Origin of the sequence: Frigoribacterium sp. CFBP 8759, from assembly GCF_014841655.1 — a bacterium.
Classification (GTDB): Bacteria; Actinomycetota; Actinomycetes; order Actinomycetales; family Microbacteriaceae; genus Frigoribacterium.
Window position 1 is genome coordinate 283,977 of record NZ_JACYUH010000001.1, and the last position, 15,897, is coordinate 299,873.

At 71.2% G+C, this 15,897-nt stretch carries 16 protein-coding genes; 6 read left to right on the forward strand and 10 right to left on the reverse strand.

Going from position 1 to position 15,897, the window contains the following annotated elements; all coding sequences use genetic code 11:
* Nucleotides 1-71 precede the first annotated feature (71 nt).
* Nucleotides 72-926 carry a glutamate racemase gene (gene murI, locus IFT79_RS01355; RefSeq protein ID WP_192122720.1) on the reverse strand — a complete coding sequence of 285 codons (855 nt, stop codon included), beginning with the start codon at nucleotides 924-926 and terminating at the stop codon, nucleotides 72-74.
* A gap of 105 nt (nucleotides 927-1,031) precedes the next feature.
* Between murI and IFT79_RS01360 the strand changes: the two genes are divergently transcribed.
* Complete coding sequence (locus IFT79_RS01360) at nucleotides 1,032-2,282, forward strand: nicotinate phosphoribosyltransferase (protein WP_199859421.1); 1,251 nt, start codon at nucleotides 1,032-1,034, stop codon at nucleotides 2,280-2,282.
* Nucleotides 2,283-2,295: 13 nt separating this feature from the next.
* On the opposite strand, the gene IFT79_RS01365 is transcribed toward IFT79_RS01360, so the two are convergent.
* From IFT79_RS01365 to IFT79_RS01375, 3 genes are read right to left on the reverse strand one after another with little or no spacing between them, the layout of a single operon-like run.
* The gene (locus IFT79_RS01365) at nucleotides 2,296-2,556 is read right to left on the reverse strand and encodes a DUF3039 domain-containing protein (protein WP_043595414.1); all 261 of its coding nucleotides are present in this window, start codon (nucleotides 2,554-2,556) and stop codon (nucleotides 2,296-2,298) included.
* A 25-nt stretch (nucleotides 2,557-2,581) separates the two neighbouring features.
* Nucleotides 2,582-4,147: an ABC transporter permease gene (locus IFT79_RS01370; RefSeq protein ID WP_192122722.1), complete on the reverse strand. Its 1,566-nt coding sequence runs from the start codon at nucleotides 4,145-4,147 to the stop codon at nucleotides 2,582-2,584.
* Nucleotides 4,123-5,535 (reverse strand): ABC transporter ATP-binding protein, encoded by a 1,413-nt coding sequence (locus IFT79_RS01375; RefSeq protein ID WP_192122723.1) that lies wholly within the window; start codon nucleotides 5,533-5,535, stop codon nucleotides 4,123-4,125. Before IFT79_RS01375 ends, IFT79_RS01370 begins: the two co-directional genes overlap by 25 nt.
* A gap of 264 nt (nucleotides 5,536-5,799) precedes the next feature.
* Between IFT79_RS01375 and IFT79_RS01380 the strand changes: the two genes are divergently transcribed.
* From IFT79_RS01380 to IFT79_RS01400, 5 genes are all read left to right on the forward strand, one after another.
* Nucleotides 5,800-6,513: a phosphocholine cytidylyltransferase family protein gene (locus IFT79_RS01380; RefSeq protein ID WP_159827048.1), complete on the forward strand. Its 714-nt coding sequence runs from the start codon at nucleotides 5,800-5,802 to the stop codon at nucleotides 6,511-6,513.
* A 61-nt stretch (nucleotides 6,514-6,574) separates the two neighbouring features.
* A complete protein-coding gene (locus IFT79_RS01385; protein WP_173152684.1) occupies nucleotides 6,575-7,372 on the forward strand; it encodes an ABC transporter permease in 798 nt (265 codons plus the stop codon).
* A complete protein-coding gene (locus IFT79_RS01390) occupies nucleotides 7,372-8,133 on the forward strand; it encodes an ABC transporter ATP-binding protein (protein WP_056048596.1) in 762 nt (253 codons plus the stop codon). Before IFT79_RS01385 ends, IFT79_RS01390 begins: the two co-directional genes overlap by 1 nt.
* A gap of 9 nt (nucleotides 8,134-8,142) precedes the next feature.
* Nucleotides 8,143-8,946, forward strand: coding sequence for a hypothetical protein (locus IFT79_RS01395; RefSeq protein ID WP_342211740.1), 804 nt, complete (start codon nucleotides 8,143-8,145; stop codon nucleotides 8,944-8,946).
* A 153-nt stretch (nucleotides 8,947-9,099) separates the two neighbouring features.
* A complete protein-coding gene (locus tag IFT79_RS01400) occupies nucleotides 9,100-9,381 on the forward strand; it encodes a hypothetical protein (protein WP_192122724.1) in 282 nt (93 codons plus the stop codon).
* A gap of 50 nt (nucleotides 9,382-9,431) precedes the next feature.
* Here the strand turns inward: IFT79_RS01400 and IFT79_RS01405 are convergent, their stop codons facing one another.
* From IFT79_RS01405 to IFT79_RS01430, 6 genes are all read right to left on the reverse strand, one after another.
* The gene (locus tag IFT79_RS01405; protein WP_192122725.1) at nucleotides 9,432-9,737 is read right to left on the reverse strand and encodes a helix-turn-helix domain-containing protein; all 306 of its coding nucleotides are present in this window, start codon (nucleotides 9,735-9,737) and stop codon (nucleotides 9,432-9,434) included.
* A 99-nt stretch (nucleotides 9,738-9,836) separates the two neighbouring features.
* Entirely contained in the window at nucleotides 9,837-11,141 is a 1,305-nt protein-coding gene (locus tag IFT79_RS01410) for a CDP-glycerol glycerophosphotransferase family protein (protein WP_192122726.1), read from the reverse strand.
* A 52-nt stretch (nucleotides 11,142-11,193) separates the two neighbouring features.
* Nucleotides 11,194-12,081: a glycosyltransferase family 2 protein gene (locus IFT79_RS01415; protein WP_192123107.1), complete on the reverse strand. Its 888-nt coding sequence runs from the start codon at nucleotides 12,079-12,081 to the stop codon at nucleotides 11,194-11,196.
* Nucleotides 12,078-12,884, reverse strand: a complete 807-nt coding sequence (locus IFT79_RS01420; RefSeq protein WP_192122727.1) for a CDP-alcohol phosphatidyltransferase family protein — start codon at nucleotides 12,882-12,884, stop codon at nucleotides 12,078-12,080. Before IFT79_RS01420 ends, IFT79_RS01415 begins: the two co-directional genes overlap by 4 nt.
* A gap of 6 nt (nucleotides 12,885-12,890) precedes the next feature.
* Nucleotides 12,891-13,934, reverse strand: a complete 1,044-nt coding sequence (locus IFT79_RS01425) for a glycosyltransferase family 2 protein (protein ID WP_173152696.1) — start codon at nucleotides 13,932-13,934, stop codon at nucleotides 12,891-12,893.
* 175 nt (nucleotides 13,935-14,109) lie between these two features.
* Nucleotides 14,110-15,849: a S1C family serine protease gene (locus IFT79_RS01430; protein ID WP_192122728.1), complete on the reverse strand. Its 1,740-nt coding sequence runs from the start codon at nucleotides 15,847-15,849 to the stop codon at nucleotides 14,110-14,112.
* Between the last annotated feature and the right edge of the window lie 48 nt (nucleotides 15,850-15,897).

The following is a 15,897-nucleotide window of genomic DNA, read 5'->3' on the forward strand; positions in this document are numbered from 1 at the left end:
GTGCCTTCTCTCGGCTGGGGATGGACGGTGGCGGGCGGGGTCGTCGACCCCGCGGGCGCAGGAGGCGCGGGTCAGGTCCGGTCGACGGGGCGGCGGCCCGGGGGCAACTCGATCGCCCCCGTCTCGAGGTGCCCGACGCGCGAGACCTCGGGACCCAGGAACCGGCGGGCCAGGCGCAGGAACGACTTCTCGTCGGGCCCGGTCGCCTCGAACTCGTGGTGCGGCTCGCCCCGGTCGGTGCGCTCGAGCCCGTGCTGGACGAGGGTGCGGTAGACGTCGGCTGCCGTCTCTTCCGCGCTGGACACGAGACGGACGTCGGGGCCCACGACGTACTGGACGGCCGCCGACATGAGGGGGTAGTGCGTGCAGCCCAGGACGAGGGTGTCGATGCCGGCGTCGCGCAGCGGGGCGAGGTACCCCTCGGCGACTGCCCGCAGCTCGGGGCTCGACGTGTCGCCCGCCTCGACGAACTCGACGAAGCGGGGACAGGCCTGCGTGATCAGCTCGAGACCCGCGGCCGCCGCGAACGCGTCCTCGTAGGCGCGCGAGTTGATCGTGCCCTCGGTGCCGATGACGCCGATGCGGCCGTTGCGCGTCTGCTGCACCGCCGCGCGCACGGCGGGCTGGATCACCTCGACGACGGGGATGCCCGCGCCGATCGTGTACCGCTCCCGGGCGTCGCGCAGCACCGCGGACGAGGCGGTGTTGCAGGCGATGACCAGCAACTTGACACCCTGGGCGACGAGGTCGTCCATCACGGCGAGGGCGTAGCCGCGCACCTGGGCGATCGGCTTCGGCCCGTACGGCGAATGGGCCGTGTCGCCGACGTACCGGATCGACTCGTGGGGCAGCTGGTCGATGATCGCCCTCGACACGGTCAGCCCGCCGACGCCGCTGTCGAAGACTCCGATGGGTGCGTCCGTCACGACCACGAAGCCTACCCGGCGCGAGCCGCGACCCCCTCGACGACCGGGCGAGCCTAGGCTGGCGGGGTGACCAGCGCGCTGTTGACCGACCGGTACGAGCTCACCATGGTGGAGGCCGCCCTCAAGGCGGGCACGGCCCACCGCGACAGCGTGTTCGAGGTGTTCGCGCGACGTCTGCCCGAGGGGCGGCGCTACGGCATCGTCGCGGGCACCGGTCGGTTCCTCGAGCTGCTCGCCGACTTCCGTTTCGGCGACGACGAGGTGGCCTGGCTGCGCGAGGCGGGGGTCGTGGACGCGACGACCGCCGACTGGCTGGCCGACTACCGGTTCTCGGGCGACATCTGGGGTTACGCCGAGGGCGAGGTCTACCTGCCGGGGTCGCCGCTGCTGGTCATCCAGTCGACCTTCGCCGAGGCCGTGCTGCTCGAGACCCTGGCGCTGAGCGTCTTCAACTACGACTCGGCCGTGGCCAGCGCGGCGGCACGCATGGTCTCGGCCGCCGACGGTCGCCCGCTCGCCGAGATGGGCTCACGGCGGACGGGCGAACGCAGCGCCGTGGCCGCTGCCCGGGCCGCCTACATCGCGGGCTTCGGTGCCACGAGCAACCTCGAGGCCGGCCGGTCGTGGGGCGTCCCGACGATGGGCACCGCCGCCCACGCGTTCACCCTGTTGCACGACACCGAAGAGGACGCCTTCCGCGCCCAGGTCGACACCTTGGGGCCGGGCACCACCCTGCTCGTCGACACCTACGACATCCCCGAAGCCGTGGCCACGGCCGTCCGGGTCGCCGGGCCGTCGCTCGGGGCCGTGCGCATCGACAGCGGCGACCTGCCGTCGCTGGTGGGCCAGGTCCGCACTCAGCTCGACGAGCTCGGCGCGACGGCGGCGAAGATCACCGTCACGAACGACCTGGACGAGTACACGATCGCCGCCCTGCGCGCGGCCCCGGTCGACTCGTTCGGCGTCGGCACCTCGGTCGTCTCGGGATCGGGCCACCCGGCCGCCGGCATGGTCTTCAAACTGGTCGCCCGTCGCGGCGACGACGGCGAGTGGGTCTCCGTGGCGAAGAAGTCGGCCGACAAGGCCTCCGTGGGTGGACGGAAGTCCCCCGTGCGCGTCATCGTGGACGGGGTCGCCACCCGCGAACTCATCCGCGTCGGGTCGTCGGAGACGGCGTCCGGTGAACGGTCGCTGCACGTCCCGCTCGTCACGGCCGGCGAGATCGACGCCCGGCACACCGGGCCGGGGGGTGTCGCTCGCGCGCGCCTCCACCGAGCCGCGGCCGTGGCCGAGCTACCCGACCAGGCGCTGCGGCTCGGTCGCGGCGAGCCGGTCGTGCCGACCGTCTACGCGTGATCAGGCGCCGACGTCACTCGGACGTCATCTTCTCGTAGATCTCTTTGCAGGTCGGGCACACCGGGAACTTCTCGGGGTCGCGACCGGGCGTCCATTTCTTGCCACAGAGCGCCTTGACGGGCTTGCCGCTCAGCGCGGACTCCATGATCTTGTCCTTCTTCACGTAGTGCGAGAAGCGCTCGTGGTCGCCCGGGTCGATCGCCTCGTCGTTCAGGAGCTTCTCGAGCTCGCGGTCCATGACGTCGAGGCCGCCGCCCGTCTGCGTGTCAGTCATGCAGACATCGTACGTCGACCTCGGCTCAGCTGCGGAGGGCGAACGCCAGCAGCTCGGGAGCCCGCCGCGAGAAGACCCGGGCACCCAGGGCGACACCCGCGACCAGCACGACGAGTCCGATGCCGACGCCGAGGACCAGCGCCCACGTGCCGCCCGCGGGGTAGCCCGTGATGAGCCCGCGACCGGCGAACCAGAGGGCGGGTGCGGTGGCGAGGACGGCTCCCCCGATCATGACGGTCTGGGCCCAGGCCGCGGTCGCGCCGTTCGACTGCGGCTGCTGGAACGGGTCGTCGTGCGGTCGGACCGTGGCGTACGGCAGGAGGGCCGACACCAGGCTCGAGAGACCGAGGCCGCTGAGGAGGAAGCCGGCGCTGACCCCCAGCTCGGACGGCAGGGCCTGCCAGTCCCCGAACAACCAGGTCGCGACGACCGAGCCGAGCACCACGAGCGGGACGCCGATCAGCAGAGGAGGCGCGAGTCGCCCCACCCGGTCCGCCAGACCCCGCGTGTCGGACGCCACGTGCATCCAGAGCGCCGTGCTGTCGTAGGCCACGTCGTTGTGCGGCAGGAACCCCAGGATCAGGCACATGATCGGCACCGGGACGAGGGCCAGCCAGTTCCAGCTGACACCCGCGATGCCGAGGGGGACGACGAGCAACGGGAGGAACGGGATGATGACGAGCGACATGCGGTAGCGGGCGTCGCGCATCCAGTAGGTGAGGCTGCGGCCCGCCACGGCTCCGGTCGGCGAGGCCCTGACGTACTCGAACCACCCGAGTCCATCGCCGTCGTCGACCTCCTCGGGCTCGGGTCGGTCGACGAACGCGCGCGCGACGAGTGCCCGCCAGGCGAGCCAGAGCGCCACGAGCGTGACGGCGGCGATGGCGACGTCGGCCACGACGCGACCGGTCTGACCTGCGGCGACGTGACCGGGGAGCGCCAGCGCGGCTCCGAAGGGCGTCCAGGCGAGGGCGTCCGCGACGACGCCGGTGCCCGAACGGCCGGGCAGCGAGAGACGGACGAGGTCGACGACCACGGGCACGGCGAGCAGCACGACGAGCACGGCACCGACGAGTGCGAGTTCGCGACCGCGTCGGGAGGTCAGGACGACGCTGTTCAGCGTGGAGGCCACGAGGGCCAGCAACAGTGCGGTGACGCCGGCGACGAGTGCCCCCACGACCGCGACCGCGGCGACGCCGGTGCCCTCGCCCCAGGCCCGGACGTACCCGGTCGAGAGGACCAGCAGGGCCAGCGTGGGGAGTCCGACCGCGGCACCGAGCGCGAGTCCGATCGCCGCCCGCCCCTCGGGCACGCCGAGGACGGCGAGGCGGCGGGGGTCGCTCCAGGCAGGACGGACCGTCGCGAAGGGGACGACGGCGAATCCGACCAGCAAGAGGGCTCCCCCGCCGACCGCGAGGGCGCGCACGTCGTCGAGGGGCGCATCACGCAGGCCGCTCACGAGGCTCGCGACCGCGATGGTCGCGATCAACACGGCCAGCACGGACGCGACGGCGACGGTCAGTCGGCGGGGCCCGAAGCGGACCGTGTTGCCGATCGTCTGGAGCCTCAGTCGGAGAAGTTCTGCAACCATTCCATGCCCTCCGTGACCGCGCGCCCGCCGGCGAGCTCGACGAACCGCTGCTCGAGGGAGCGTCCGGCCCGCACCTCGTCGACCGTGCCGCTGGCGAGCACGTGGCCGTCGACGATCACCGCGACGCTGTCGCAGATGCGCTCGACGAGGTCCATGCTGTGGCTCGAGAGCAGCACCGTCCCGCCCCCGGCCACGTAGCGCTGCAGGACGTCCGTCACGGTCGCGGCCGAGACGGGGTCGACCGATTCGAAAGGCTCGTCGAGGACGAGGACCCGGGGCGAGTGGATGATCGCGGCGGCCAGGGCGATCTTCTTCGTCATGCCCACGGAGTAGTCGCTGACGAGACGGCCGAGCGCGTCGTGGAGCCCGAACGCGGTGGCGAGGTCGGAGGAGCGCTTGCGCGCCGTCACGCCGTCGAGCCCCCGCAGGGTCGCGGAATAGTAGAGGAGCTGGGCACCCGTCAGCCGGTCGAAGAGCCGCAGGCGGTCGGGGAGGACGCCGAGGCTTCGCTTCGCCGCGGCCGGGTCGCGCCAGACGTCGGCCCCGAGGACGGTCACGGTGCCGGCGTCGGGACGCAGGAGACCGGTCACGATCGACAGGGTCGTCGTCTTGCCGGCCCCGTTCGGACCGACGATGCCGTAGAACGACCCGGCCCGCACCTCGAGGTCGACGTTCTCGACGGCGACCGTGCCGCCGTAGCGCTTCATGAGCCCCGAGATCGACAGCACGACGGGCGCCTCGACGTCGACCTGACGGGTCGGTCGGACGTCGCCCTCGCTGTCGAGGGCCTCGGCGGCCTCGACGTCGTCGGCCTCGGTCTCGGCCTCGGGGACCTCGACGGTGGCCTCGTCGGCCGGGGCGGTAGCGCCGGCGGTCGTCGGTGCGTCGGCGGCGAGCGTGTCGTCCGGGGCGACCGCCGATTCCTCCTCGGCCGTCAGGGCGTCGCCGAAGTAGTCGTCGGCCGAGACGGGGACGACGACCGTGCCGTCCGTCGTGGCACCCGCGTCGGCGAGTTCGGCGACGACCTCTTCTTCCGCGGCCTTCGCCGCCGCCTCGGCCCGGGCGCGCGCGTTCGCGGCACGGGTGGCCGCTGCCTTCTTGGCCGCCGCCGACCGGTCGGCGGCGGTGCGCTGCGAGGGTTTGCGGGGCGACGAGGGCTTCCGGGGTGCCGGGGGCTTGCGCGCGGTCGACGACTTCGTCACCGGGACGCGGGGCGTCGCGGCCTCCGTCGACTCAGCCGTCCCCTCGGCCACGTCCCCCGCGGTCGTCGAGTCGTCGTCCACTGTGTTCTCCCCCTGGTCGGACGCGCCCACCGCTCCGACCGTGTCGTCACCCGGTGTCGAGTCGGGGGCGATGTCACCCAATTCGTCCTCGCGCCGTCCAGCCATCGCCCCACCGTACCAAGGCCGCGACGCCGACCGGTCGACGGGTGACTCATATCACGAAACGGACACGCTTCGGGCACGGTCCCTGGCCGCTCCTGGCCCCATCGGGTAGTCTGCAACAGCACGACGACGTGTCCAGATCGATGCTCCGCGGTGAACACCGCTCGAACACGAGGCGAATCGCACCCAGAGACGGGTCCGGTCCGCACCGCCGGGGCCACCGCAGAGCCCGTCCCGCATGGGCTCGCCCCTTGTGAGGAGACCAGCGTGAGCAAGAACGACACGAACCACCGCCAGCAGATCGTCATCCTGGCCGCCGGGCTCGGCAGCCGCCTCGGCCGCTCGTTGCCCAAGGCACTGACCGAGCTCAACGACGGCCGCACCATCATGCAGCAACAGTTCGACAACATCCGGGCCGCCTTCGGGCCCGACGCCCGGGTGACCGTCGTCGTGGGCTACAAGTTCGAGCACATCGTCGAGGCGTTCCCGTCGGCCTCGTTCGTCTACAACGAGATGTACGACCAGACGAACACGTCGAAGAGCCTGCTCCGCGCCCTGCGGGCCAGCGCCTCCGGTGGCGTCCTGTGGATGAACGGCGACGTTGTCTTCGACCCTACAGCCCTGACTCGCGCGGCCCGCCTGGTCCGCGACGACCAGTCGTTCGTCACCGTCAACACCTCGAAGGTGTCCGACGAAGAGGTCAAGTACACGACCGATGCCGAGGGCTACATCGCCGAGTTGTCGAAGCAGGTCAAGGGTGGTCTGGGCGAGGCCGTCGGCATCAACTTCGTGTCGAAGGCCGACAAGGCGACGCTCATGCACCAGCTCTCGAAGGTCGACAACCAGGACTACTTCGAGCGTGGCATCGAATTGGCCATCGGCCAGGACGGGCTACGCTTTGAGCCCGTGGACATCTCCGACCTCTACGCCGTCGAGGTCGACTTCGCCGAAGACCTCGAGCGCGCGAACCTGTTCGTCTGAACCGAGCCGTCTCCCGACGGCTGCGCGCCGGTGCCTGGTGTCCTGAACGAGAAGGAAGTCCGTGAGCACTGACCTGGCCGAACGGCCCCGTCGTAGCGGCTTCGCGCGGTACCGACAGACGCTGTGGCTGCTGACGAGCCGCGACCTCAAGGTCCGGTACTCGACGTCGAAGCTCGGCTACTTCTGGTCGATCCTCGACCCGCTCGTCATGTCGGGCATCTACTTCTTCGTCTTCTCGGTCGTCTTCAAGCGGTCGGTCGGCGACGAGCCGTACATCGTCTTCCTGCTCTCGGGCCTCCTGCCCTGGATGTGGTTCAACGGGGCGGTGTCCGACAGCACCCGGGCGTTCATCCGCGAGGCGAAGCTCGTCCGGTCGACCAAGATCCCCCGGACGATCTGGGTGTTCCGGCTCGTCGGCTCGAAGGGCATCGAGTTCACCCTCAGCCTTCCCGTCCTGGCCTTGTTCGCCGTCGTGGGCGGCGCGCACCTGCAGTGGCAGGTGGTGTTCTTCCCCCTGGCCATGGTCATGCAGACCGTGCTCGTCGCCGGGGTGGGGCTGATCGTCGCGCCGCTCGTCGTGTTCTTCCGCGACCTGGAGCGCGCCACGAAGCTCGCCCTCCGGTTCGCCTTCTACGCCTCGCCCATCATCTACGGCACCCAGGACCTCCCCGAGAGCCTCCACCTGCTGGCGGCGTTCAACCCGTTGAGCGGCATCTTCGGCCTCTACCGGTCGGCGTTCTTCCCGGAACAGTTCGACCTCACCGAGGTGCTGGTCGGCGGAGGCGTGTGCGTCGTGGTCCTGGCGGTCGGGCTGCTCGTCTTCCGAGCCAGCGAACGTGCCGTCCTGAAGGAGATCTGATGACCATCGCCGGACCTCGCCCCGTGATCCGCGTCGACGGGGTCGGCATCCGCTTCCGCCGCAACCGACGTGGCCGACGGTCGTTCAAGGACCTCTTCGCCGACAGCGGCAGGCGGTCCCGGCCGGGCGAGTTCTGGGCCCTGCGCGACATCAGCTTCGAGGTGCAGCCGGGCGAGGCCATCGGCGTCGTGGGACGCAACGGCCAGGGCAAGTCGACGTTGCTGAAGCTGGTGGCCGAGGTGATCCTGCCCGACACCGGCACCGTCGAGGTGACGGGCGGCGTCGCGCCGCTCATCGAGATCACCGGTGGCTTCGTCGCCGACCTCACCGTCCGGGAGAACGTGTACCTGACCGCCGGCCTGCACGGCATGTCCCGCCCCGAGATCGACCGGCGCTTCGACGAGATCATCGAGTTCGCCGAGATCGGCGACTTCGTCGACACGCCCTACAAACACCTCTCGAGCGGAATGAAGGTCCGCATCGCGTTCGCCGTCATCTCGCGGCTCGAGGAGCCCGTCGTGCTGGTCGACGAGGTGCTCGCCGTGGGCGACAAGGCGTTCCGTGAGAAGTGCTACGCCCGGATCGGCGAGATGCTCGCCGACGGTCGCACGCTCTTCCTCGTGTCGCACAACGAACGCGACCTCAAACGGTTCTGCCGACGGGGCCTCTACCTCGACAAGGGCGCCCTGGTGTTCGACGGCCCACTCGACGACGCCCTGGCCCGGTACGCCACCGATCACCCTCCCCGCCCCTCGGCGTAGGGTCGAGGAGTGCCCGAACGCAGTCAGCCCCACAGCCCCGACCACGACGCCTCGACGGCGGACGGACGACTCGTCGCCCGTGACGCCGGGAACTCGACCGAGTACCACTACCAGACGTCCGCGCCCGACAGGTCCGAGGACACCGCCTGGGTGCGCCGTCTCGACAAGCTGCTGGCCGTCCAACGTCCGGTGGTCGTCAAGCACGTCGCCACGCTGCGCCGTCGGCACAAGAAGGCGACGCCACAGAAGCTGATCACCATCCTCGAACGCGAGTACCTCGCCGCGGTGACGACCGGCGGGGCCGCCGTCGGGGCCAGCGCCGTGATCCCCGGTGTCGGCTGGGGCGTGTCGTTGGCCCTCTCGGGTGTCGAGACCGCGGGCTTCCTCGAGGCGAGCGCCCTCTTCGCGCAGTCCGTGACCGAGGTCCACGGCATCGCCGTCTCGGACCCCGACCGCGCCCGGGCCCTCGTCATGGCGATGCTGCTCGGCGGCCCGGGTGCCAGCCTCGTCCGACAGTTCGCGGGCGAGGCCATGGGGACGGCCCCGGCCAGGACCGCGTTCTGGGGTGAGCTCGTGACCTCGAAACTGCCCAAGGCGGCGATGAGCGGCCTGACCGACACGATCCGCAAGCAGTTCGTCCGACGGTTCGCCGCGTCGCAGGGGGCTTCGGTCCTCGGCAGGGCCCTTCCGTTCGGCATCGGTGCCGTCGTGGGAGGGACGGGCAACCACCTCCTCGGACGCAAGGTCGTCACGACGGCCCGCACGGCGTTCGGTGCGGCCCCTGCCGAATTCCCCCTCGACCTGTCGCTCTGACCGTTCCCCTCGCCAGGGCGACCCGGCGTCCGCGAGGCGGCCACGCGGGCCTCGCGCGAGGCGGCGATCCGGCCCCTGACGGGTCCTCCCCAGTCAGCCGTCGTCCACAAGAACGCGCGTCGACCCGCGTCGGTCGCTCCTAGGGTCGACGACATGACGACGTCGACCCTTGCCTACACTGTCCCCTTCAGCCTCGACCGCTCCCGCGCACCCCGCGTCTACCGGCTGGTCAACGACTCCCCCGAGACCGTGACGGGCGTCAGGGTCACCCTCGTGGGCACCGGGCTCCTCGTCCCCGTCGCGACCACCCGTCTCGACCCCGCCCAGTCCGTCGACCTCTGCGTGCTGGGCGTCGAACTGAGCCGGAGTGCGATCGCCGTCGTGCGATGGTTCCGGCCCGGCGGCGAGGAGTACCTCTGGCGGTTCAGTTTCTGAGCCTGGTCGACGGAACCCTGGCCGACGAGCCCTTCCCGTGAGGTGGCGGGTCAGCTGCTGAGCCGAGCGCGTCTCTCGGCGACGTAGTCCGCAGCCGTGAAGGCCTCGAGGACGGGCGGCAGGTGATCGGCCCCGAGGTCGGTGACCAGCACGCCCGGGTCGACACCGAGCACGACGGCGAGACGGACGATCGTGTGCAGCACGGGGTTGCCGATGCCGCGCTCGATCTTTCCGTAGTTGGACACGTTCATGCCCGCGAGGTGCGCCACCTCGTCCTGGCTCAGCCCGAGGCGCAGACGCGCGTCACGGATGCGTTCTCCGAAGAGGCGGGCGGCGGCGGACGTCGGTTCAGGCATGCCTCATGGATACGCTGCTCAGCGTCTGACATCCAGAGTCCATGGCACCGAGACATAGAAGCCCTAGTGCTCGAGACCCGTCGAGTGTGGCGCTCGGGATCAAAGATCGGATGCCTCCGCGTCGCCGGCCTCCTGGTCGGCGTCGCCCGCCGAACCGGTCGAACGTGGGTCGTCGGTCGACGGCCGGCGCGCCGCGTAGTCGTCACGCAGCTGCACGAGGCGCGCCACCGCGCTCTCGAACCGATGCGTGGCCGCTCCGGGCGACGTGTCACCGAAGTGACGACGGACCCAGTGTTCGAGGCGACCCCGCGCCTCCGGATCGTCGACGACCCGATCGACGAGGGCGACGATGTCGCCCGCACCGTCGGCCGTCAACCACTCGGCGTCGCCGAGGTAGCCCGATTCGTCGACGTCGGCCTCGACGGCGACCGGACGGGTCACGACGAGGGGACGGCCCGTGGCGAGGCGGTCGTAGACCATCGCCGAGATGTCGGTCACGGCGACGTCGGCCGCAGCCAGTTGCCAGCCGAGCTCGGGCCCCACGTCGTGGACGTGGTGGGCGTCGGGATCGCGCGCGTTCGCCTCGCCGAGGGCCCGGATGATCGCCTCGTGCGCCCGCCGGTACTCGGGGTCGAGCACGCCGCTCCGCGGATGCGCCCGGTAGACGACCCGGTGACGTCCCGACGCCAGCAGGGCCCTGACGAGGGCGAGGCCGTGCGTCGCGATCGACCCGTACGCGGCCGCGGGACGGTCACCCTCCCAGGTCGGGGCGTAGAGCACGACGAGGCGGTCGTCGGCGGGGTAGGGCACCTCGCCCGAGAAGTGGTCGGCCTGCGGGCGGCCGATGGGCACGGCGCGCTTCTCGAGGTCGTAGTCCCAGAGCTTGGCGGCGAGGCGGTCCTTCGCGGCGTCGCCCGCGACGAAGGCGTAGTCGTAGGCCTTGAACTGGTTCGTCGTCATGTACATCTTGTCGCTCTCGCCGTGGTTGACGAAGACGTGCCACATGCGGCCGTACCGCATCATCTGGAAGTTCTTGGCGTTCTGGTTGACGTACAGGGTCAGGGCCAGCGGCTGAGCGGCGACGAAGTCCTCGAGGTCGGCCACCTTGCGGGCGTAGACCAACGGCACCGGACTCTCGTCGAGCATGGTCACCATGGTGCCCGGCGAACGGACGACGATGGCGACGGGGAAGGTCTCGGCCAGGTGGGCGAGAGGCGCGTACCACTGGCGGATCTGGTACATGTTGACGGCCGTGTCGGCGAAGTACACGGCGACGCGCACGGTGCCCGGAGCCGGCGTCACCGCGACCCGCGGGTCGCGCTCGAGCCGACGTCGACTGCTGCGTGAACGGACGGCCCGGCGGGCGAGGCTCCAGGCGAGCCCCAGGTCTCGGGTCAGCGGCACATGCCCTCCTCGGGTCGGTCCGTCACCCGATCGGCGCCGGACCCCGGAAAGCCTAGAGGACCGGAGGTCGACCGGCCCTGGACATGCGGAGGACCGTTACCCAACCGATGGACCGTCGACCGCCCGGCGCCTCTCGCCACCCCTCGACCCAGCCCGCGAACCAGGGCCGCAGGCGTTGCGGGGTGCGTGCCCAGCGCAGCAGCTGGACCCCCGTCCAGGACGCGACGTAGACGGGGACCAACGGCCAGGGCAGGTTGCGCTTGGCGAGCCAGACCCGGTTCCGGGCGTTCAGACGGTAGTAGTCGGCGTGCCGCGCCGGGTCGATGGCCGGGTGGTTCGCCACGAGCGAGCCCTCGTACCAGGTGCGCCTGCCCTGGGCCCAGACCCGCCACGCCAGCTCGATGCCCTCGTGCGCGTAGAAGTACGGCTCCCCCCAGCCGGCGCAGGTGTCGAAGACGTCGCGCGGCAGCAGGGTGGCCCCCTCCCAGACGGAGAACACGTCGCTCGAGCGGCGAGGGTCGCCCTTGCGCAGTCGAGGCGTCCAGCGGCGGGGGTTCGCGGCGCCGTCGGGGTCCACGACCCGCGGCTGCAGGAGCCCGATCTCGGGTCGGGCCCGCATCAACGCGACGGCGTCGGCGAGGAACCGCTCGGAGGGCAGGCTCGCGTCGTCGTCGAGGAAGAAGATCCACTCGCCCGAGACCGCTTCGGCTCCCCGGTTACGGCCAGCGGGGATGCCCACGTTCTCGGCGAGTTCGAGCAGGCGGACCCCGGTCGGGACCTCGACCTCGGCGATCGCGGCGTCTCGTCCGTTCACCACGCAGACGACGTCCAGCTCGACGTCGCGCTGGGCCAGCATCGTGGCCAACCCCCGGGCCAGGTCGCGCGGACGTCGCCCCTGGGTCAGGCTCACGACTCCGACCCGGGGCCGGACCTCGCTCAGGATCGCACCCGCTTCGACGCCATGATGGCGACGAAGTGGCCGACCAACGCCAGCACCGACAGCGGGAGCAGGGCGACGAGCAGGACGCGGTCGGCGGTGACACCGCCCACGACGAGGCCGACGATCGCGGCCAGGAAGACGAGCATCGTCAGCTCGACCGAGTGGTACAGCCGATGGAACGGCACGAAGCGCGCGGCGCTGCGCAGTCGGGACAGGAGGCGCCCGCTCGGTTGGGTCGCGCCTCCTCGTTTGTCTTCGAGCCGGGCGAGGCCCGCGTTCGCCCGGGCGACGTGGACCATGTCGTTGAGGGCCTTGTTGAGCACGATCACGAGGGCCAGGGCGAAGCCGGCGGTCGTCCAGAGGAAGTCCTCCGGGGTCTCGAAGGGGAACCCGGCGGCACGGACGCCCAGCACGATCGGGATGAGCGCCTCGGTCGAGTAGTGGCCGACCTTGTCGAGGAAGACCCCGGCCGGCGAGCTCGTTCCGCGCCAGCGGGCCACCTCGCCGTCACAGCAGTCGACGAGCATCTGCAGCTGGCCCAGCACGAGGGCGAGCAGGGCACCGGTGATGCCCGGCACGAGCAGCGACAGGGCGGTGCACCAGCCGACGAGGATCATCAACCCGGTCACGCCGTTCGCCGAGACGCTGGTCTTGAGCAACCACCAGGTCAGGTAGGGCGAGACGTCGCGCAGGTACAGAGAGGCCGTCCAGTGCTCGGCGTTCGCGCGGCTGCGCACCTCGGGCGGCTGGGCGACGCGTCGCAGCTCGGCGATCGAGCTCGGTCTGGTGGGCAGCGCGGTCATCGGCGGCTACCTTCCGGTCTGGGCGGTGATGTTCTTCGTGAGGTCGAGGAAGCCGAGCACGAAGCCGACGCCCCACCCGAAGTGGATGGAAGGCAAGACTACGAGAAACCAGAGCCGGGTGCGGAGGTCGTCGCCGCGGGCAGCGAGCAGAGCGGCCGCGAGCACGAAGACGACGTAGACACCGGGTACGACGAGGGCGAGCGTGGCCCACCCGAGGGCGGTGCCGAGGGCGAGGCCGACCAGGCCGGTCAGGCCGACCACCAGGCCGAGCGCCACGCCGAGCACCATGGCGGGAGGGACCAGGTACCGCACGGTGTTCGCCTTGGGGAAGCGTCGGGCCAGTTCGCCCCGCCAGAGCCCGGTCGCGACGAACTGGCGCGCCAGCTTGCGCAGGCTCGGTCGCGGACGATAGGTCACCACGAGCCGAGGGGTGAACCAGACCGTGCCGCCCGTGGCCCGGAGCCGGCGGTTGAGCTCCCAGTCCTGACCGCGCTTGACGCCCTCGTCGAAGAGGCCGACCTCGATCAGACGGTGCCGGAGGAACACCCCCAGGTAAGCCGTGTCGGTCGGTCCCTCGGCCCCGCCGACGTGGTGCGGCGTCCCACCGAGGCCGACCCGACTGCCGTAGGCGCGGGCGACGGCCTTCTCGAAGGGGGTGCGCCCGACGGCGGCCATGATGCCGCCCACGTTGTCGGCCCCGCTGCGTTCGAGGGTCTCGACCGCGATGCGCGTGTAGTCGCGAGGCAGCACCGAGTGGGCGTCGACGCGGACCGTGACGGGGTGGACCGAGGCCCGGATGGCCACGTTGAGCCCGGCAGGGGTCGAACCGACGGGGTTGGGGATGCTGCGGACACGCGGGTCGGCCGCCGACATCTCGGCCACGACCTCGTTCGTGCGGTCGACGCTCGGACCGAGGGCCAGGATCACCTCGAACGGGCCTTCGTAGTCCTGGTCGAGCAGGCTCTCGACCGCCGCCCGGATCTCGTGCTCTTCGTTGAGGACGGGCATGACGTACGAGACACCGGGTCGGGTGGCGTCGCCTGCTTGCATGGATCGCGTTCCTCGGGCTCGTGAGCGCCGGGGAGGCGCGGGTCGGGACTGCGGACGGCCGCAGGGATCGTGGCGAGCTTAGCAACACGCCAACGGGGGCCGGGACGCCGTCGCGTCCCGACCCCCGTTGGGACGCCGTCGCGTCCCCACCCCGCCGCACCGACCGGGCAGAGCCTCAGGAGGTCAGGGTGTCGAGGGTCACCTTCGTGGTGTCGGTCTTCCCGTCCCGGACGTAGGTGAGGTCGGCCGTCGCGCCACCGGCGAGGAACCGGACCTGCGCCGTGAGGTCCGTCCGGTCGCTGATCGGCACGCCGTTGAACTCGGTCACGACGTCGCCCTGCCGCAGGCCGGCGTTCTGCGCCGCACCACCGGGGCTGAGCTGGACGATGAGCGCCCCGACCCGGGTGGCGGCCGCGTCGCTCGTGGCGTCGTTCACGCTGGCGCCGAGGAGGCCGTGGCTGGCCTTCCCGTTCGCCATGATCTCTTTGGCGACGCGCTGCACGAGGTTCGACGGCACCGAGAACCCGACGCCGATGCTGCCGGACGATTCTCCGGAACTGGCGATGGCGACGTTGAGGCCGATCAGCTCTCCTTGCGAGTCGAGCAGCGCACCGCCCGAGTTGCCCGGGTTGATGGACGCGTCGGTCTGGATGACCGGCAGCGAGATGACCGAGCTGGCCTGGTTCTGCGTGCCGCCGTCGCCGTTGTTGAAGGAGAAGGGCCCCTGGCCGTTGTTGTCGTTCTGCTGGCCCTGGTCGCTGCCGTCCGTCGGGGCGGCCGAGGACTGCACGGTGATGCTGCGGTTGAGGGTCGAGACGATGCCGTCGGTCACCGTGTTCGACAGACCGAGCGGTGCGCCGATGGCCACGGCGGTGTCGCCGACGTTCAGCTCCGACGAGTCGGCGAAGTCGATGGGGGTGAGCCCGGGCGCGTCGACCTTCAGCACGGCGAGGTCGACGGTGGGGTCGAGGCCAACGACCTCGGCCGGCAGGATGCTGCCGTCGCTGAGCGTGACGGTGACGGAACCCGACGCACTCGCCCCGTCGAGGGTGACGACGTGCGTGTTCGTGACGATGTAGCCGTCGTCGCTCAGGATGACGCCCGAGCCGGTGCCGCCGGACTCGCCCGCCGTCACGTTGATCGTGACGACCGACTTCGTGGCCTTCGCCGCCACCGCCGTGACGACCGTCGCGTCGTCGTAGTCGTTGACCGTCAGGTCTCGCGACTGACCCGTGGCCGAGACGCCGGCCCCGGAGTCGCGGGACAGCACCGCGGCGACGCCGCCGCCCGCCGCGCCTCCGACGAGGACGCCGACCAGGAGGGCCGCCGCGACGGACCCCGCACCACGCCGGCTCTTCTTCGGTTTCTCCGCAGGCGCCCGCCAACCAGCCGCTGCGTACGAGTTCGTCGTGTCGTACGCGAACGCCGACGGGTCGGAGTCCGGCTGCCGATAGGGGTCGGTCCCGGCCTGCTGGTAGGAGGACGGCTGCTGGTACGACCCGGGTTGCTGGTAGGAGGACGGCTGCTGGTACGAACCGGGCTGCTGGTAGGGACCGGGTTGCTGAGGGTCCCCGGACTGCTGGTACGAACCCGTCTGCTGGTACGAACCGGGCTGCTGGTAGGGACCCGCCTGCTGGTGAGACGACGGATGCGGGAACGAGCCGGGTCGAGGCTGCGAGTCGTCGTTCCGGCGCCCGTCGGGGCCGGACTCGAACTCGCCCGCTCGCGGCGTGCTGCCGGGGAGAGGCGGAGCACCGTAGGTGACGCCCTGGTCCGCCGGGTACGGCGTCGTGGGCTGGGCACCGTCGTTCGTGGCCCGGTCGGTGCCCGGGACGCCCTGCGAACCGTCGGCGGTGCCCTCGGGCGTGCGCGGTGCTCCGTCGTCGGCGTCGTCGTGGCGGGGGGTGTCGGTCATGGTGCTCCTTCCAAGCCCTGACAGCCTGGTCGCCCAAGCTGGGCGGAT